The 18,548-nt window shown below is 68.2% G+C and carries 18 protein-coding genes; 16 read left to right on the forward strand and 2 right to left on the reverse strand.

Annotated features, from left to right (window positions below; all coding sequences use genetic code 11):
- Positions 1-90: 90 nt before the first annotated feature.
- The 8 genes from ABNQ39_RS24915 (at position 91) to rbsK (ending at position 8,290) form a co-directional block, all read left to right on the forward strand.
- The gene (locus ABNQ39_RS24915; protein WP_376963166.1) at positions 91-1,782 is read left to right on the forward strand and encodes a copper resistance CopC/CopD family protein; all 1,692 of its coding nucleotides are present in this window, start codon (positions 91-93) and stop codon (positions 1,780-1,782) included.
- A gap of 38 nt (positions 1,783-1,820) precedes the next feature.
- Positions 1,821-2,195, forward strand: a complete 375-nt coding sequence (locus tag ABNQ39_RS24920) for a hypothetical protein (RefSeq protein ID WP_376963169.1) — start codon at positions 1,821-1,823, stop codon at positions 2,193-2,195.
- Between the two features lie 201 nt (positions 2,196-2,396).
- On the forward strand, positions 2,397-2,816 hold the full coding sequence (gene rbsD / locus ABNQ39_RS24925) for a D-ribose pyranase (RefSeq protein WP_376963172.1): 420 nt from the start codon (positions 2,397-2,399) through the stop codon (positions 2,814-2,816).
- Positions 2,817-2,830: 14 nt separating this feature from the next.
- The gene (locus tag ABNQ39_RS24930; RefSeq protein ID WP_376963175.1) at positions 2,831-4,327 is read left to right on the forward strand and encodes a sugar ABC transporter ATP-binding protein; all 1,497 of its coding nucleotides are present in this window, start codon (positions 2,831-2,833) and stop codon (positions 4,325-4,327) included.
- Between the two features lie 21 nt (positions 4,328-4,348).
- Positions 4,349-5,290: a ribose ABC transporter permease gene (gene rbsC, locus ABNQ39_RS24935; protein WP_098736466.1), complete on the forward strand. Its 942-nt coding sequence runs from the start codon at positions 4,349-4,351 to the stop codon at positions 5,288-5,290.
- 85 nt (positions 5,291-5,375) lie between these two features.
- On the forward strand, positions 5,376-6,257 hold the full coding sequence (rbsB, locus tag ABNQ39_RS24940; protein ID WP_376963179.1) for a ribose ABC transporter substrate-binding protein RbsB: 882 nt from the start codon (positions 5,376-5,378) through the stop codon (positions 6,255-6,257).
- A 93-nt stretch (positions 6,258-6,350) separates the two neighbouring features.
- Positions 6,351-7,367 (forward strand): LacI family DNA-binding transcriptional regulator, encoded by a 1,017-nt coding sequence (locus ABNQ39_RS24945; RefSeq protein ID WP_376963182.1) that lies wholly within the window; start codon positions 6,351-6,353, stop codon positions 7,365-7,367.
- Positions 7,364-8,290 (forward strand): ribokinase, encoded by a 927-nt coding sequence (gene rbsK, locus ABNQ39_RS24950; protein WP_376963185.1) that lies wholly within the window; start codon positions 7,364-7,366, stop codon positions 8,288-8,290. Before ABNQ39_RS24945 ends, rbsK begins: the two co-directional genes overlap by 4 nt.
- 19 nt (positions 8,291-8,309) lie before the next feature.
- Here rbsK and ABNQ39_RS24955 read toward each other — a convergent pair whose 3' ends face one another.
- Positions 8,310-10,049: a SulP family inorganic anion transporter gene (locus tag ABNQ39_RS24955; protein WP_376963188.1), complete on the reverse strand. Its 1,740-nt coding sequence runs from the start codon at positions 10,047-10,049 to the stop codon at positions 8,310-8,312.
- Between the two features lie 104 nt (positions 10,050-10,153).
- Positions 10,154-10,414, reverse strand: coding sequence for a helix-turn-helix domain-containing protein (locus ABNQ39_RS24960; protein ID WP_376963191.1), 261 nt, complete (start codon positions 10,412-10,414; stop codon positions 10,154-10,156).
- Positions 10,415-10,644: 230 nt separating this feature from the next.
- On the opposite strand from ABNQ39_RS24960, the gene ABNQ39_RS24965 reads away from it, so the two are divergent.
- From ABNQ39_RS24965 to ABNQ39_RS25000, 8 genes are all read left to right on the forward strand, one after another.
- Complete coding sequence (locus ABNQ39_RS24965; RefSeq protein ID WP_376963194.1) at positions 10,645-11,814, forward strand: M20 aminoacylase family protein; 1,170 nt, start codon at positions 10,645-10,647, stop codon at positions 11,812-11,814.
- Between the two features lie 187 nt (positions 11,815-12,001).
- The gene (locus ABNQ39_RS24970) at positions 12,002-13,345 is read left to right on the forward strand and encodes an NAD(P)/FAD-dependent oxidoreductase (RefSeq protein WP_376963197.1); all 1,344 of its coding nucleotides are present in this window, start codon (positions 12,002-12,004) and stop codon (positions 13,343-13,345) included.
- 17 nt (positions 13,346-13,362) lie between these two features.
- Positions 13,363-13,860, forward strand: a complete 498-nt coding sequence (locus ABNQ39_RS24975) for an L-2-amino-thiazoline-4-carboxylic acid hydrolase (RefSeq protein ID WP_376963199.1) — start codon at positions 13,363-13,365, stop codon at positions 13,858-13,860.
- A 53-nt stretch (positions 13,861-13,913) separates the two neighbouring features.
- Positions 13,914-15,023: an ABC transporter substrate-binding protein gene (locus ABNQ39_RS24980; RefSeq protein ID WP_376963202.1), complete on the forward strand. Its 1,110-nt coding sequence runs from the start codon at positions 13,914-13,916 to the stop codon at positions 15,021-15,023.
- 55 nt (positions 15,024-15,078) lie between these two features.
- The gene (locus ABNQ39_RS24985; protein WP_098736474.1) at positions 15,079-15,993 is read left to right on the forward strand and encodes a branched-chain amino acid ABC transporter permease; all 915 of its coding nucleotides are present in this window, start codon (positions 15,079-15,081) and stop codon (positions 15,991-15,993) included.
- Complete coding sequence (locus ABNQ39_RS24990) at positions 15,980-17,020, forward strand: branched-chain amino acid ABC transporter permease (protein ID WP_376963206.1); 1,041 nt, start codon at positions 15,980-15,982, stop codon at positions 17,018-17,020. Before ABNQ39_RS24985 ends, ABNQ39_RS24990 begins: the two co-directional genes overlap by 14 nt.
- On the forward strand, positions 17,017-17,787 hold the full coding sequence (locus tag ABNQ39_RS24995) for an ABC transporter ATP-binding protein (protein ID WP_376963209.1): 771 nt from the start codon (positions 17,017-17,019) through the stop codon (positions 17,785-17,787). Before ABNQ39_RS24990 ends, ABNQ39_RS24995 begins: the two co-directional genes overlap by 4 nt.
- Complete coding sequence (locus ABNQ39_RS25000; protein WP_376963212.1) at positions 17,784-18,509, forward strand: ABC transporter ATP-binding protein; 726 nt, start codon at positions 17,784-17,786, stop codon at positions 18,507-18,509. The genes ABNQ39_RS24995 and ABNQ39_RS25000 overlap by 4 nt, the downstream gene beginning before the upstream one ends.
- Positions 18,510-18,548: the final 39 nt, after the last annotated feature.

Here is an 18,548-nt window from a genome sequence, read left to right on the forward strand (position 1 = left end):
ATGCCGGCTGCCGCGATGGCTGAACGGCATGCAGCCCCTTGGCCGCCTCTCTTCCGCGGCCCTCGCCCTTCCCGACAGCGAGGCATCCTCATGCGTCCCAGCCCGCGCCGCAGGCTTACAAGCCTGCCCGTCCTCTTCTTCGCCGTGCTGCTCCTCGCAGCCCTGCCGCGGACCGGCTGGGCCCATGCCGTCCTGATGGAGTCCGTGCCAGCCGACGGCGCCAGCCTCGACACCGCGCCGGCAACCCTGTCGCTGGAGTTCAACGAGCCCGTCACTCCCGTCCGCATCCAACTGCTCGACGGGCAGGGGCGGGACATGGCCGATCCGCAGGGTGCGCTGGCGGAGGACAACCGCGTCCGCCTCGCCCTGCCGCCGGGACTGCCGAAGGGCCTGTATGTCGCCAGCTATCGCGTCACCTCCGCGGATGGGCATCCCGTCGCAGGATCCTTCACGTTCGGAATCGGCGTGACGCCGGCACCGACGACCGGCACATCCCCAGCGGACGATCCGTCCCAGGCTGCCGCCTTCGCCGGCTTGCTGCTGCGAGCGATGCACTATGCCGCCCTGCTGGCCGGCACCGGGGGCGGCCTGTTCCTGCTGCTGGTGACCGGGCGCTGGGCACCGCTCAACGACCGCCTGAAGCCGGCTCTCTGCCTGATGCTGCTGGTGGCCGGCCTGTCGGCGGTGCTGCTGGTGGGAGTGACCGGGGCGACTCTGGCCGGCCAGCCGCTTGCCGCCCTGGCGACCGGAGCCCCCTGGACCACCGGGGCGGGGAGCAGCGTCGGCCTCAGCGCCGGCATCGCACTGCTGGCCCTGCTCTGCTCGGCTTGCGGCTTGGCCGTCGAGGCCCGGTCTGCCATGGGGCCGGTGCTGCTGGTGACGGGGGCCTTGCTGGGAGCCGCCTCGCTGGCCGCCACCGGTCACGCCGCCACAGCTTCTCTCCGCTGGCTGAGCGCACCGCTCGTCGGCCTGCACGGGCTGATGGCGGCCTTCTGGATCGGCGCCTTCTGGCCGCTGTCCATGGCGCTGCGCCTGGAATCCCCGGCCGAGGCCGCAAGGCTGACCCGCCGCTTCTCGCGCATCGCCATCGGTGCCGTGGCCATTCTGGCCGGAGCCGGCATGGTTCTGTCCGCGATCCAACTCCAGTCGGTGCAGTCAGTCCTGTCCAGCGGCTATGGCTGGGTATGGCTGGGCAAGATGCTGGCGGTCCTGCTGCTGCTCGCACTGGCGGCGTGGAACCGGCAGGTCCTGACCCCCGCCCTGCACCGGATTGGCGACCGCGCCCTCAGGTCCCTGCGGCGGAGCATCGGCCTGGAGATGGCGGCGGCAGGAACCGCCCTGCTGCTGACGGCGGCCTTCGCCCTGACGCCGCCGCCGCGCGCGCTCCACGCAAGCGAGGACAAGCCGCCGGCCGGCTTCTCCACCGTCGCGGTGAAAGGCGGGCTCATCGCCCTCATCGACGTCGTCCCGGCCAGTCCCGGGCGCAACGGCATCCGGCTTCACCTTCAGAACGAGGACGGCAAACCGGTTGCTGCCCGTGAGGTGACGATGAATTGGGAGCTTCCTTCGGCGGGTGTGGCTCCGCTGCGGCATGGCCTGACGAATCTCGGCCCCGGCTTCTTCGGAGCCGACGACACGACGCTGCCGCTGGCCGGGCAATGGTCGTTGCGTCTTGAGGTGCTGATCGACGATTTCGACAAGCGGGTGTTCCAGACGGAGGTTCCAATCAGGGAAACGCCGGCAAGCACGGAGGGGATTCCCACGAGCCCGAAGCTTCGCTAGAATCAGGCCCGGTCCCGCCATCCACGGTCTTCGATCTCATGGTCAACAGCGCTGACGACTCCAGCCCGTCCATCGATCTCCGCTGTGACCATTGCGGCCGGCCACATGGGCAGATGCTTCGTTGCCTGCCCGACGGCCGCTGGCTGTCGCCCGACAACGGGTGGATCGACGCCAACGGCGACCAGGCGTCCTGGCCGGATGTCGTCGACTATGCCCGTCTGCGTCACTCGCGTGCCATTGTCGGTCTCTACCGTCAGTCGGCAGCGGCAAGGATGGCCGCTGAAGACCATCACCGGCTCTGCCGTCGCTGCCACTTCGTGACCGGTCGCGAGAAACATCGGCGGGTGGCGCGACTGCGGGCCCTCACGCGCTTCGCCCTCGGCGATCTGTTCGACGGCACCTACGCCGTCTGAGCGGCGGCCGGACACGCGCAGGCAAGCCCGGCGCATAAATAACTGAAGATCGACATTTCTTAACGTCCCGGAGCGGCGGCGCAGCATCGCGCCGTCGGCGAAAGCGCGCGGAATTGGTGCGGCGCAGCAACGCAAACGTTTGCGCAAACGTTTCGATGACGCTAGCTTCGGCCTGTCCCGCCAAGTTGGAGCCGCTTTGCGATGAAACGGATTGGCCTTCTCAATGCCCCGCTCAGCCATGCGATTGCCTCGCTTGGCCATACGCAGGCGTTGGCCATCGCCGATGCCGGGCTGCCGATTCCAGCCGGGCCGGAACGGATCGACCTCGCGGTGACGCCGGGCCTGCCCTCCTTCCTCGACATCCTCGACGCGGTGACGGACGAGATGATGGTGGAACGCGTGGTGATCGCGACCGAGATGGCGATTGCCAATCCGTCGCTACGCGCCCAGCTGTCCGTCCGGCTGGACCGGATGGCCGCGGCGCAGGGCCGGCAGATCGCGGTGGAGGAAGTCCCCCACGAGGAGTTCAAGCGGCTGACCGTGTCCTCCGCCGCTGTCGTGCGCACGGGCGAATGCAGCCCCTACGCCAACATCCTTCTCTATTCCGGCGTAACCTTCTGAACGCAGAGGGCGTGATGGACTCCCGATCCGGATTCCTGCTCGACCTCCAGGGGGTCGGCAAAGGCTTCAACGGCGTGACGGTGCTGGACGGGGTGGATTTCCGCCTGCGTGCCGGCGAGGTCATGGCCCTGATCGGCGAGAATGGCGCCGGCAAATCGACGCTGATGCGGATCGTCACCGGCATCGTCCAGCCCGACAGTTCCAGCGCAATGACATTCCGCGGCCAGCCGGTGCGCTTCACCGCGCCGCGGCAGGCCATCGACGCCGGCATCGCGATGATCCATCAGGAATTGAACCTGCTGCCCCATCTGTCGGTGGCCGACAACATCTGGCTGGGGCGCGAGCCGCGCAACCGGCTGGGATTGATCGACCGCGGCCGGATGCGGCGCGAAGCCAAGGCCCTGCTGGAGCGGCTGCGCCAGACCATCGATCCGGACTGTCCGGTCGGAAGCCTCAGCGTCGGCCAGCAGCAGATGGTGGAGATCGCCCGCGCCCTGTCGCTGAACGCCGAACTGATCGTCATGGACGAGCCGACCGACGCGCTGACCGACGTCGAGACCGCCGTCCTGTTCGAGGTGATCCGCGGCCTGAAGGCCGACGGCAAGGGCATCGTCTACATCTCGCACCGGCTGGGCGAAATCTTCGCGCTGTGCGACAGCGTCACGGTCCTGCGCGACGGCCAGATGGTCCATCGCGGGGCGGTTGCCGATCTCGACGAGGCGGCCCTGATCCGCCATATGGTCGGCCGCTCGATCACCGACCAGTACCCCTATCTGCCCTGTCCCGCCGGGGCGGAGCGGCTGACGGTGGAGGGATTGAGCGCCGACGGCGTGAACGATGTCAGCTTCAGCGCCGCCGGCGGCGAGATCCTGGGCTTCGCCGGGCTGATGGGCGCCGGACGGACCGAACTGGGCAAGGCGATCTTCGGCGCCAGCCGGCTGCGCGCCGGCAGCGTTCGGGTCGATGGCGCCGAGGTCCGGCTGCGCCATCCCCGCGACGGCGTCGCCGCCGGCATCGCCTATGTGCCCGAAGACCGCAAGGCCGAGGGGCTGATCCAGGGCCATTCGATCCGCACCAACATGTCGCTGGCGGCGCTCAAGCAGCTCTGCGGCCCCGGCGGTGTCGTCCGGCAGGCCGACGAGCGGACCGCCGTCGACCGCTTCATGGCCGCCTTCGCCGTCAAAGCGCACGGCATCGGGGCGGAGGTGCGGACGCTGTCCGGCGGCAACCAACAGAAGATCTCGCTGGCCAAGGCGCTGATGCTGTCGCCCAAAATCGTCATCCTCGACGAGCCGACGCGCGGCGTCGATGTCGGCGCACGGCGCGAGATCTACGGCCTGATCAACGATCTGAAGGCCAAGGGCCTGTGCATCCTGCTGATGTCCTCGGACATGCCGGAGCTGCTGGGCCTGTCGGACCGCATCCTCGTGATGGCGGGCGGGCGGATCACCGGCCGCTTCGGCCGGGACGAGGCGACCCAGGAAAAGATCATGGCCTGCGCGATCGGCTGACGGGCAGGAAGAGAGACGACGATGACCACGCTGAAACGCTTCCTGTCCCGCAACAAGCCGCTGGTCGGCCTGATCGTGCTGATGGCCGCCGTCGCGGTCATGAGCCCCAGCTTCATGACGGTCGACAATCTGCTGAACATCCTGCGGCAGACCTCGATCAACGCGGTGATCGCGGTCGGCATGACCTACGTCATCCTGTCCGGCGGCATCGACCTGTCGGTCGGCTCGGTGCTGGCCTTCTGCGGCGCGGTCTGCGCCTGGCTTGTGGCGGGCGACCTGTCGATCTGGCTGGCGATCCCGCTCAGCCTGCTGCTGGGCGCCGGTCTGGGCGCCATCAACGGCGTCGTCATCGGCACCGGCGGCGTGCAGCCCTTCGTCGCCACGCTGGTCGCCATGACGATGCTGCGCGGCGCCACGCTGGTCTTCACCGACGGGCGGCCGATCACCACCGGGACCGGTGCGGCGGCCGATGCGTTCTGGAGCGTCGGCGGCGGCTATCTGCTCGGCATTCCGGTGCCGGTGGTCGTGGCGGCGGCGGTCTTCGCCGTCTGCGGCCTCGTCCTGACCCGCACCCGCTTCGGCCGCTACACCTACGCGGTCGGCGGCAACGAGGTGGTGGCGCGGCTGTCCGGCATCCGCGTCAATCTGGAAAAGACGACGATCTACGCGCTGTCGGGCCTGCTGGCGGCGCTGGCCGGCGTCATCCTGACCGCCCGGCTGGAAAGCGCGCAGCCGACCGCCGGTGCCGGGTACGAGCTGGACGCCATCGCCGCCGTCGTGGTCGGCGGCACCAGCCTGTCAGGCGGCAAGGGCACCCTGTTCGGCACGCTGGTCGGCGCCCTCATCATCGGCGTGCTGAACAACGCGCTGAACCTGATGGACGTCTCCTCCTATTACCAGATGATCGCCAAGGGCGCGGTCATCCTGCTCGCGGTGCTCGCCGACAGCCGCAAATCGCCGTAAGGCGGCCGTTTCCCCAGATCGGCCCTCCTGTACCTGTTGCTTGCCCCAATCAGACGAACAAGAACGATGAGGAAGGAATCCAACCATGCGTAAGCTTCTGACCGCGGCCACCGTCGCCGCCACCGCCCTGCTCGCCTCGGCCAACGCCCAGGCGGCCGACACCATCGCCCTGGTCGTCTCGACCCTCAACAACCCGTTCTTCGTCACGCTGAAGAACGGGGCGGAAACCAAGGCTAAGGCGCTCGGCTACAATCTGCTGGTCCTCGACTCCCAGAACGACCCGGCCAAGGAGCTGGCCAATGTCGAGGATGTGGTGAACAAGAAGGTCAAGCTTCTGCTGGTGAATCCGACCGACTCCGACGCCGTCCGCTCGGCGGTCCGTTCGGCCAACCGCGCCAAGATTCCGGTGGTGACGCTCGACCGCTCGGCCAATGGCGGTGAGGTCGCGTCGCACATCGCGTCGGACAACGTCGCCGGCGGCCGGATGGCCGGCCAGCTGGTGGTCGACATGCTGAAGGGCCAGGGCGCCGTCGTCGAGTTGCAGGGCCTGCCGGGCGCATCGGCTGCCCGGGACCGCGGCAAGGGCTTCCACGAGGCGGTGGACAAGGCCAGCGGCCTGAAGGTGGTGGCAAGCCAGCCGGCCGACTTCGACCGCACCAAGGCGCTGAACGTCATGGAGAACATCCTCCAGGCCCAGCAGAAGATCGACGTGGTGTTCGCCCACAACGACGAGATGGCGCTGGGTGCCGCCAAGGCGATCCAGGCGTCCGGCCGCAAGATCCCCGTGGTCGGCTTCGACGGCACCGACGAGGGCGTCGCCGCGGTCAATGCCGGCACCCTGACGGCGACGGTCGCCCAGCAGGCCGGCCTGATCGGCGAGATGGGCGTCGAGACCGCCGACAAGGTCCTGAAGGGCGAGAAGGTCCCGGCCTTCACACCGGTTGAGTTGAAGATGGTGACGAAGTAAAGCACGGGCCCGCCTCTGCCGGCGCGGCCAAGGGGGCTTGCGCCGACGAAGCTTGTGCCGGCAGGGGCGGAACGTGTTGAGGAGAGCGACGGCATGGTGACGATCAGGGATGTGGCACGCGAGGCCGGCGTGTCGATGAGCACCGTCTCCCACGTCATCAACGCCACCCGCTTCGTGGCGCCGGAAACCGAGCAGCTGGTACGCGCCGCCATCGACCGGCTGGGCTACACGCCGAACGGCATCGCCCGCGCGTTGAAGGGCAACCGCACCCGCACGCTCGGGATGATCGTCACCGCCAGTTCCAACCCCTTCTTCGCCCATGTGATCCACGGGCTGGAGACGGTCAGTTCCGACCGCGGCTACAGCCTGATCCTGTGCAACACCGACGATGAGCCGGACAAGCAGCTCCGCGCCTTCGAGGCCCTGCACAACCGGCGGATCGACGGGCTTGCGGTGCTGACCAGCAACGCCGATCCCGGCTTTCTCGACAATGTGCAGGCGCGGGCGCCCGACCTGCCGCTGCTGCTGCTCGACACCGATCCGCATCCGGGCGCCTGCACGGTGACCGACGATTCGGTGATGGGCGGACGGCTGGCGGCCCGGCTGCTGGCGGAGCGCGGCTTCCGCCGCATCGCCTGCATCACCGGTCCGGGGCGCCATCCGCGCTCCCGCGCCCGGCTGGCCGGCTTCGTCGAGGAATTGGGCAAGGCCGGCCTGACTTTGGAGCCGGGGCTGCTGCGCGAGGCCGACCTGACCATCGCCGGCGGCTACACGGCGGCGGCATCGCTGCTCGATGGGGAAGAGCCGCCGGAGGCGGTCTTCGCCTTCAACGATCTGATGGCGGCCGGCGTGCTGCGCGCCGCGGCCGAACGGGGGCTGGCCGTGCCGGACCGCCTGTCGGTGCTGGGGTACGACGACATCGAACTGGCGGCCTACCTCACCCCGCCCTTGTCCACCATCCGCCAATCCGCGGTCCTGCTGGGCGCCCGCGCGGCGGAGCTGCTGATCGACCATCTCGAAGACGGCCGGCCCCTGCCCGACCTGTTGACCCTGCCGCCCGACCTCGTGCTCCGCGCCTCGGTCGGCTGGCCCTGTGCGAGGCTTTCATGATTTCCAATCGTCCCATCGTCGTCTTCGGCAGCGTCAACATCGACGTCTGCGCCTATTCCGACCGGCTTCCCCGTCCCGGCGAGACCGTGCATGGCACCGGCTATGCCATGGGGCTGGGCGGCAAGGGCGCCAACCAGGCCGCAGCATCCGCCCGGCTGGGCGGATCGGTCGAGATGGTCGGCCGGACCGGCGGCGATGCCTTCGGCGAGATGGCGCGCAGCCGGCTGGCCGGCTTCGGCGTGCGGACCGGCCATCTGTCGAACGACGCAGCCAACCCGACCGGGATCGCGGTGATCGGCGTCGAATCCTCCGGCGAGAACTGCATCACCGTGATCGGCGGCGCCAACATGGCGGTGAGCGAACAGGACGTGGCGCAGACCGCCCCGCTGTTCGCCGAGGCGTCCGTCCTGCTGCTTCAGCTGGAAATCCCGCTCACCGCCGGTCTGGCTGCGGCAAGCGCGGTGCGGGCCGGCGGCGGCCGCATCATCCTGGACCCGGCGCCGGCCCCGCATGGCGGGCTGGCCGCCGAAGTCTTCCGGGCCGTCGACGCCATGACCCCGAACGAGACGGAGACCGAATCCCTGGTCGGGTTGCGGCCGACGACCCAGGACGAGGCCGCCGCCGCCGCGGAGCGGCTGGCCGAGCGCGGCCTGTCCATCACCATCGTGAAGATGGGCGCCAAGGGCGTCTATTTCCGCGGGCTGGGACAGCAGGGCTTCATCCCGCCCTTCCCGGTGACCGCGGTCGACACCGTCGCGGCCGGCGACTGCTTCAACGGCGGGCTCGCCTTCGCGCTCGCCCGCGGCGACGATCTGGCTGGCGCGGTGCGCTTCGCCGCCGCCTGCGGGGCGCTCGCCACCACCCGCGCCGGCGCGGCGGACTCGGCCCCGACGCTGGCGGAGGTGGCGGCGCTGCTGGGATGATCGGCGTCGCCCCGCGTTGCTACACGGCGTCCTGCGTCACCGTTCCATCCCCGGCATTCGACGCGGCCTCGTCCCGCCGCAGCTTGTGCAGGGCGACGTCGATGGTCCGCTCATAGCTGACCAGGGGCGGTTTCAGCCCGTGGCTGAACAGCGCCTGCCGCGAGGCGTGGCTGGTCCCGGTCAGGATCAGCTTCACGCCGCGCCGCGCCGCCTTGTGCGCCAGCCCCTCGATCGTGTTGGCCGCGGTCGAATCGAGAAACGGCACGGCGCTGAAATCGACGATCAGAACCCGGTGGGTGTCGGCGATGCGGTCGAGCACCGAACCGATGGACGCCGCCGCCCCGAAGAAGAACACGCCGGAAATCCGGTAGATCACCACCTCGGGATCGGCCGCACCCTGATCGTACGGCTTGCGGGCGACCATGGCGCCGTCGGCGCTGTCCTCCGCAACGAAGGGCGTCTGGCTCTCGATGGCGGTGATCGTCGACATGCGGTGGATGAACAGCACCGAGCCGAGCGCGAAGCCGATGACGATGGCTTCGGTCAGGCCGGTGAAGATCGTCAGCAGGAAGGTGGTCAGCAGCACCGCGGCATCGCCGCGCGAGGCGCGCAGGAGGGCGGCGATGGCCGGCTTCTCCACCATGTTCCACGACACGACGGCCAGGACGCCGGCAAGGCTGGCGAGCGGAATGAAGCTGGCGAGCGGTGCCGCGACCAGGATGAAGACCAGCAGGAACACGGCGTGCAGCATGCCGGCGACCGGCCCATGGGCGCCGGCGCGCACGTTGGTCGCCGTGCGGGCGATGGTGCCGGTGACGCAGATGCCGCCGAACAGCCCCGACGCAATGTTGGCGACGCCCTGCCCGACCAGTTCGCAGTTGGAGCGGTGGCGGCGTCCGGTCATGCCGTCGGCGACCACCGCCGAGAGCAGCGATTCGATGGAGCCGAGCAGCGCGAACGAGATGGCACTCGGCAGAACCGCCTGGACCTTGTCGAGCGTGATCGCCGGCAGGGCCGGCATCGGCAGGCCCGACGGAATGCCGCCGAACTTGGTGCCGATGGTCGCGACGTCGAGGCCGAAGGCGGCGGTCACGACGGCGCTGCCGGCGACCGCGATCAGCATGCCCGGCCAATGGGGCCGCACCGCCTTCAACCCGACGATGATGCCGACGGACGCCAGCGCCAGCCCGACCGACGCCGGGTCGGCCGTCGGCAGGCCCGACCACAGCACCGGCAGCTTTTCGAGGAGCGGCCCCGGCTCCGGCCCGCTCAGGGTCAGGCCGAGGAGATCCTTGATCTGGCTGGCGAAGATGATGACGGCGATGCCGGCGGTGAAGCCGACCGTCACCGGATAGGGCATGAATTTGATGTAGGTTCCCAGCTGCAGAAGGCCGATGGCCGCCAGCATCAGGCCGGACAGCAGGGTGGCGAGGATCAGCCCGTCGATGCCATGCGCCTGCACCGTGGCGGCGACCAGCACGATGAAGGCGCCGGCGGGCCCGCCGATCTGGAACCGGCTGCCGCCCAGGGCGGAGACGAAGAAACCGCCGAAGATCGCCGTGTAAAGTCCCTGTGCCGGCGACGCGCCCGACGCGATGGCAATCGCCATCGACAGCGGAAGCGCGACGATGGCCACCGTCAGTCCGGCGATGGCGTCGGCGCGGAGGTTCGAAAGCCCGTAGCCCTCGCGCAGGATGGTGACGAGCTTCGGCGTGAACAGCTCGGCAAAGCTCGGTCGATGGGAAATCGGTGCTGTCATCTGTCCGGCGGCCTTCTGGAATAAGGCGGCGGGATCGTCGGCATCAGGTCGGCGGTCGCCGTCGCGCGGTCGATGGGGTGGGCGCCAGAGTTCGGCGCCAGTGTTTAGGGCCTGGGTGCCGGTGTCTTCAGACGGACGCCGCGGCCGCCAGCGACGCTCTGCGCATTGTCGCCGATCAGCTCGATTCCGGCGAGGTCGAGCGCTTCCACCACCCTGGTCAGGCTCTCCACCACGCCGCGCACGTTTCCGTCGCTGGCCTCCATGCGCTGGATGGTCGGGACGGACAGGCCGGCCAGTTCGGCCAGCGTCTTCTGATCGATCCCAAGAAGCGCCCGGGCGGCGCGCAACTGCGAAGCCGTGATCATCCCGCATACCCCGCTGACACATGCAAATCGGTATATAAAATATATATTGTGATGTTTAAAACGTCACTAGAGATGTTTGGAGCCATGACACTTTTCCGGCCCCTGCCGCCGGATGCCCCGCCCGTGCCATGCGATGGAATGCATGCCCACCGGCGAAATAGGCCGTTTCGGATCCGGTATAATTTGGGCAGGATTGTCCCAGGGATTTGCTGGAACATAAGGACAAGACGATGGACGGGATGGTTACGGGGCTCGATGGGCTGACCGCGGACATGACGGATTGGCGGCGCGATCTGCACGCCCATCCGGAAACCGCCTTCGAGGAGCAGCGGACCAGCGACTTCGTGGCGGAAAAGCTGGCCTCCTTCGGGCTGGAGGTTCATCGCGGTCTCGCCAAGACCGGTCTGGTCGGGATCCTGCGCAATGGCGAGGGGCCGATGGTCGGCTTCCGCGCCGACATGGACGCGCTGCACATCCACGAGGAAACCAACCTTCCGCACAGCTCGCGCAATCCCGGCCGCATGCATGCCTGCGGCCATGACGGGCACACGGCGATGCTGCTGGGGGCCGCCCGCTACCTGACCGAACACCCCGAACTGTTCCGGGGCACCATCGTCTTCATCTTCCAGCCGGCGGAGGAGAATGAGGGCGGCGGCCGGGTGATGGTGGAGGAAGGGCTGTTCGACCGCTTCCCCGTCGAAAAAGTCTTCGGCATGCACAATTGGCCGGGGCTCGAGGTCGGCCGCATCGCGCTTCGCCCCGGCCCGCTGATGGCCGCCTACGACATCTTCGAGTTGACCCTGACCGGCAAGGGCACCCATGCCGGCATGCCGCATATGGGGACCGACACGATCATGGTCGGCAGCCAGATCGTCTCCGCCCTCCAGACCATCGCCAGCCGCAGCGTCCACCCCATCGATTCGGCCGTCGTCAGCGTCACGCAGTTCCACGCCGGCGATACGTGGAATGTCCTGCCCGGCACCGCCGTTCTCCGCGGCACCGTCCGCACCTTCCGGCCGGAGGTTCAGGATCTGGTCCAGCGCCGCATGGGCGAGGTGGCGACCGCCATCGCCGCCGGATTCGGAGTCGAGGCCAGCCTGCGCTACGAGCGGCGCTATCCGCCCACCACCAACAGCGCCGCGGAGACGGAACTGGCCCGGCGGGCAGCGGCACGCGTGGTGGGAGAAGAGGCCCTCGACCTCGATCCGATGCCCAGCATGGGGGCGGAGGATTTCTCCTTCATGCTGCAAAAGCGGCCGGGCTGCTACGTCTGGGTTGGTGCCGGACCATCGGACCAGGGCCGGAACCTGCACAGCCCGCACTATGATTTCAACGATGCGGTGCTGCCCATCGGCGCCAGCTATTGGGTGCGGCTGGCGGAAACCGTTCTGCCGAAATGATGCAGATCATGTACATGCGTCCCAATTTCCCGATTAAGACGCATGACATGAGAAAATTTCCGCGAAAAAATCTTGGGAATTGCGTACGTGTGTCCATTGTCCCATAGTTCGGCGGGAAACGGATGGCCCTAACTCCAAAAGGGGATAAGGGCGTAGCGGATTTCAGCCGAACAGGGACGGGCGCGACGTGACGAACCAAGGGGCACATCAGGCGGCGGGCCAGGCGCAGGACATTCCGGGCCGGGGCGGCATCTGGCAGCGTCCGGACTCGCTGTGGGAGGCCACCGCCCCGCCGCCACCCGCCCTGCCGGCGTTGCAGGACAGCGTGCAGGCCGACATGCTGGTGATTGGCGGCGGCTTCACCGGGCTTTCCGCCGGTCTGCATGCGGCCGAGGCCGGGCGCCGCGTGGTGGTGCTGGAGGCCTCCGAACTGGGACGGGGTGCCTCCGGCCGCAACAACGGGCAGGTCATCCCGACGCTGACCCGTCCCGACCCCGCCGACCTTATCGACCGCTTCGGTTGGGAGAGCGGGGAGCGGCTGGTCGGGCTGATCCGCGACAGCGCCTCCACCCTGTTCGATCTGGTGCGCCGCCTCGGCATCGACTGCGCGGCGGAACAGACCGGCTGGGTTCAGCCGGTCCATTCGCCGGGCCGCATCAAGATCGCCGAGCGCCGGGCAACGCAATGGGGCAAGTTCGGCGCCGACGTCGAGCTGCTCGACCGCGCCGCCGTCTCCGCCATTCTCGGCACGGACGCCTATTTCGGCGGCTGGATGAACCGGACCGGCGGGCATATCAACCCGCTGGCGCTGGTGCGCGGGCTCGCCGCCAAGCTGGTCGCAGCCGGCGCGGCGGTCTACGTCAACTCCCCCGCCTTGTCGGTGCAGCGCCGCGGCGACTCCTGGGTCGCCCGCACCCCGCAGGGCATGGTGACCGCCGGCTCCCTGGTGCTGGGCACCAACGGCTATACCGCATCGATCTTCCCGGAAATCCGGACGGAGGTCGTGCCGGTCCTGTCCTGGCAGATGGCGACCGCTCCCCTGGGCGACAACGTCCGCAAAACCGTCCTGCCGGCCCGGCAGGCGATGTCGGACACCCATGGCGACCTGCGGTTCATGCGCTACACCGCCGACAACCGGCTGGTGACCGGCGGCGCGCTGCTGAACCCGGTGAACGGGGCGGAGCGGTTGAAGCGCATCGTCGGCACCCGTCTGGCCGGGATGTTCCCGGCACTGAACGGCGTCACCTTCGATTATGTGTGGAATGGCCGCATCGCCATGACCACCGATTATTTCCCCCGTGTCCACCGGCTGGGGCCGAACGGCTTCGCCTGGGCCGGCTGCAACGGACGCGGCGTGGCGCTGTCGGTCTCGCTGGGGCGGGAGCTGGCCCGCGCCGCCATCGGCCAGGACCCGAAGGACCTCGCCCTGCCCTTCACCGCACCGACGCCCCTGCCCTTCAACGCCCTGCTGCAACGCATCGGGCCGCTGAAGATCCTGCAATACCGCTGGAACGACGCCCGCGAAGTCTGATCAAGGAGACTGCCAGCATGTCCGACAGCCCCGACTACCCCACCCTTCTGCGCAATGCCTACGCGATGCGCGCGGCGTCCTACGCCCACATGTTCGATGTGCTGCGCGAGCGTTTCGGCACCGAAACGGCGCTGGAGGTCGGACAGGAATCCACCCGCCGCCTCGGCGAATCGATGGGCGTGAAATTTGCCGGGCACGGTCCCGACGACCTGACCGGCCTGTGCCATGCCTTCCTCGACGGCATTCCCAACCGCGACAGCATGTTCGCGCCGGAGATCAAGCGGTGCGACGGCGAGGCGCTGGAAATCCATTTCCACCGCTGCCCGCTGAAGGAAGCCTGGCAGGCGCAGGGCCGGTCCGACACCGATCTGGAACTGCTCTGCAAGATGGCCGGCGCCATCGACGGCGGCCTGTTCGAGGCCGCCGGGTTCGTCTTCAAGGGCGAAACCTGGAAACCGGGCGACGAGGGCTGCTGCCGGCTGAAGGTCCTGCCCGGCGCCAAAGCCGCCGAATGAATGCGCATCGCCGCAACGCCTGCAAAGACAGACAATAAGAGGGTGCCATCGCCATGAAGTTCCGCCTCCTCACGCTGACGACCCTCACCGTCGCCGGCATTGCCGGTTCGGCTTTCGCCGCCGACACGGTCAAGCTCGGCTACCAGCTGCCGCTGACCGGCGACACCGCGCAGTACGGCCAGGATTTCCGCAAGGCCGCCGAGATCGCGCTGACCGAGTTCAACGCCGCCGGCAAGCCGTTCAAGGTCGAGATCATCTTCGAGGACAGCCGCTCCGACGCCAAGGAGGGCACCAACATCGCCCGCAAGTTCGTGGACGACAAGGAGATCGTCGGCGTCCTGGGCGACTTCACCTCCGGCGTGTCGATGGCGGCGGCGCAGGTCTACAAGGACGCCGGCATGCCGCAGCTGTCCCAGACCGCCTCGCACCCCGACTACACCAAGATTTCCAAGTACCAGTTCCGCAACATCGCCACCCAGGCGCAGGAAGGCCCCTACAACGCCAAATGGATGGCGTCCAAGGGCTTCAAGAACGTCGCGGTGATCGCGGAGCAGACAGACTGGGGCCAGTCGGTGGTCAGCGGCTTTTCCGACGCGGTCAAGGCCAACGGCGGCACCGTCGCCTTCTCGGAATTCTTCAACCGCGGCCTGAAGGACTACCGCTCGCTGATCAGCAAGCTCGAGCGTGCCAAGCCCGACGCGATCTACACCGGCTTCTTCTACGAGGACGGCGCGCAGTTCCTGAAGCAGTTGCAGCAGCTGGGCATCAAGACGCCGGTCTATTCGACCTCGGCGGCCTACAGCCCGAAGCTGATCGAGCTGGCCGGCGGCGCGGCGGAGGGGGTGCATCTGACCTCCAACTTCCTGCCGACCGACCCGTCGCCGAACGTCCAGCATTTCGTCGACGAGTGGAAGAAGCGCTCCGACGGCGCGGTGCCCGGCCAGTTCCCGGCCCAGGCCTATGACGCGGTCCGCATCATGCTGGCGGCGGTGGAGAAGGCTTCGCCCAACCCGACCCGCGAGAAGGTGCGCGACGCGCTGGCCCAGACCAGGGACTTCCCCGGCGTCACCGGCAAGACCAGCTTCAGCGCCGACCGCGAGGCCGAGAAGGAGCTGGTGAAGGTCGAGGTCAAGGGCGGCGTCTTCGTTCCGGTCGCCGACTGACGCCTCCCCCCGGCAAACGATCCCCAGCGCCCCTTTTCGCAGCGACAGAGCCCGCATGTTCGATCCCTATTATCTCCAGCAGCTCGCCATCGGCCTGTCGCTGGGCATGACCTACGCGCTGATGGCAATCGGCTTCACGCTGATCTTCGGCGTGCTGAACGTCGTCAACTTCGCCCATGGCGAGATCTACACGCTGGGCGCCTTCGCCGGGCTCGTGCTGATCTCGGCAACGGCGCCGCCCATCGTGGCGGTGATCCTGGGCGCGCTGGCAATCGGGGCGCTTGCAGGCTTTTCGCTGGAGCGGATCGCCTTCAAGCCGTTCCGCCGCTTCACCGACGAGGCGTCGCTGAAATCGCGGGCGATGCGGGAATCGACCCTGCTCTCCTCTCTGGCGGTGTCCATCGTGGTGCGCGAGGCGCTGGAGATAGTCTTCGGATCGCAGATGCGCTCCGTCCCCTTCGAGTATTTGATCAACACGCCGGTGCGCGTCGGCCCGGTGATCCTGGTGACCGGCGACTTCATCATCTTCGGCGTCGCCGCCGCCATGCTGATCGGCCTGCAATATCTGCTGACGCGCACCCGCGTCGGGCTGGCGATCCGCGCGGTGTCCAACAACCCGCTCGGCGCCAAATATGTGGGCATCGACACCGACCGCACCATCATCACCACCTTCGTCGTCGGATCGATGATGGGGGCGGCGGCCGGTATCCTGATGGGGCTGTACTATGGCGCGGTCTTCCCGGCCATGGGCTTCACCCCCGGCATCAAGGCCTTCGTCGCCATGGTGATGGGCGGGCTGTCCTCCATCCCCGGAGCCGTGATCTGCGCGCTGATCCTCGGCATTTCGGAAAGCATGGCGACGACCTTCGTCTCGTCGGGCTGGTCGGACATGGTGGCCTACGGCTTCCTGATCCTGACCCTGATCTTCTTCCCCAACGGCTTGTTCGGAGCGCGCCGTGAACGCGTTTGAGACTGCGGCACCTGCCGATGGCCTGACCCGGCGCCGGGGGCTGCTGGTCCCGGCGCTGATCCTGCTGCTGGTCTTCGCCGCGCTTCCGGCGCTGCTGGCCGGTTTCGACAAGGGCTATTTCTACCAGATCGCCAATCTGGCGCTGATCTTCGTCCTGCTGTCGGCCTCGATGCATCTGGTGACGGGGGTGGCCGGGCTGCTGCATCTGGGCCATGCCGCCTTCTACGGCGTCGGCGCGTATACCGCGGCCCTGCTGACCTCCAAGCTGGGGCTGGGCTTCACCGTCACGCTGCCGCTGTCCGGTCTGGTGGCGGCGCTGGTCGCCTTCCTGGTGGCGCTGCCGACGATGCGGCTGGTCAGCATCTATTTCGCCGTGGCGACGCTCGCCATCGGCCAGATGCTGTATCTGGTCATGCTGAACTGGGTGGACTTCACCAAGGGCCCCAACGGCGTCATCGTCTCCAAGGGGTTCGAGCTGTTCGGCATCAGCCTGTCCGGCCGCCTTGCCGCCTACTACACGGTGGCGACGGTGGTGACGCTGTCGGTCATCGCTATCGGCCGGCTGAGCCACTCCTATTACGGCAACGCCCTGCGCTCGATCCGCGAGGACGACCAGTGCGCCGACGCCATGGGCGTCAGCACCGTGCGGCTGAAGATGGAGGCCTTCACCCTGTCGGCCTTCTTCGCCGGGGTGGCGGGCAGCCTGTGGGCGCACATGACCGGCTACATCTCGCCGGGCGACTTCAAATTCTCCGAATCCATCCTGATCCTGGCGATGGTGGTGGTCGGCGGCCTGGGCAGCCTGCCGGGGGCGGTCATCGGCGCGCTGCTGCTGATCCTGCTGCCGGAAGGGCTGCGGGCCTTGGGCGATTTCCGCAACATCATGGTCGGTCTGGTGATGTTCCTCTCCATCCTGCTGCTGCCGAAGGGCCTGCTGGGCGAGGTCTCCGCCCTGCGTCTCGTTCGCCGGCAACTGGGTGCGGCGTGGCGCAACACCGGCAAGGGTGAAGGGATCGGCTGGCGATGACCCATCTTCTTGAAATCCGCAACGTCAGCCGCCGCTTCGGCGGCGTGCAGGCGGTCGGCGACGTCACCGCCCATGTGAACGAAGGCGAACTGGTCGGGCTGATCGGACCGAACGGCGCCGGCAAGACAACGCTGTTCAACCTGATTTCCGGCTTCACCCCGCTGTCCGGCGGCACCGTCGCCTTCGCCGGCAGGACCATCAGCGGGCTGAAGCCCAATCAGGTGGCGCGGCTGGGCATCAGCCGCACCTTCCAGAACCTGCGCGTCTTCCCCAACATGTCGGTCTTCGACAACGTGTCGGTCGGCGCCGTGGGCGCGCTGCCGCAGGGGGCGTTCGGCGCGCTGTTCGGCTCCCTGCACCGGCTCGGTCGGGACCGCTCCGCCGAGATCAGCCGCCGCACCTGGGAAGCGCTGGAGGCGGTCGGCCTGACCCATGTGGCGGCGGAGCTGGCGGCCAACCTGCCCTACGGCCAGCGCAAATATCTGGAGATCGCCCGCGCGCTCGCCATGCGGCCGCGCTTCCTGATCCTGGACGAGCCGGCAGCCGGGCTGAACGACACCGAGACGCGCGATCTGGCCGCCTTCATCAAGCGGCTGCACGGGCAGGGCCTGACCATCATGCTGGTCGAACACGACATGACGCTGGTCATGGGCATCTGCCAGCGCATCCTGGTGCTGGCCTCCGGCCGCAAGATCGCCGACGGCACGCCGGACGCCATCCGCACCGATGCCGCCGTCCTGGAAGCCTATCTTGGGGTGGATGAATGACCGCGCCGCCAAAGACCGCGCCTCTGCTCTCGATTGCGGATCTGCATGTCGCCATGGGCCCGCAGGAGATCCTGCACGGCGTCCGCCTGGAGGTGCCGGATGGCGCCATCGTCGCGGTGCTCGGCTCCAACGGCGTCGGCAAGACCACGCTGATGCGCACCGTGTCGGGCATCTACCGGGCGAAACAGGGGACCATCACCTTCCGCGGCCAGCCTATCGCCAACATGCCGGCCCACCGCATCGTCCAGCTCGGCCTGTCGCAGGCGCCGGAAGGGCGGCAGATCTTCTCCAACATGAATGTCCGCGAGAATCTGGTGCTGGGCGGCGGCGATGTCGGGCTGGGCGAGCTGGACCGCGTGCTGGCGATGTTCCCGATCCTCAGCGAGCGCCTGCGCCAGAATGCCGGATCGCTATCCGGCGGCGAGCAGCAGATGCTGTGCATCGCCCGCGCCCTGATGCGCCGGCCGAGCCTGCTTCTGCTCGACGAACCGTCGCTGGGGCTGGCGCCGAAGATCGTCGCCCAGATCTTCGACCTGATCGTCCGCATCCGGGCCGAAGGGGTGTCGATCCTGCTGGTCGAACAGAACGCCCGCGCCGCACTGCGCATTGCCGACCATGCCGCGGTGCTGGAGGATGGCCGGATCGTGCTGTCCGGCCCGGCCGACCAGCTGCGGGACGACCCGCGCATCGCCGAAGCCTACCTCGGCGGCCATGCCCATTGAAAGCCCATTGAAAGCCAATTGTGACGCCACCTCATGGAA

It is taken from the genome of Azospirillum sp. A26, from assembly GCF_042604635.1.
In the GTDB taxonomy this organism is placed as follows: Bacteria; Pseudomonadota; Alphaproteobacteria; order Azospirillales; family Azospirillaceae; genus Azospirillum; species Azospirillum palustre.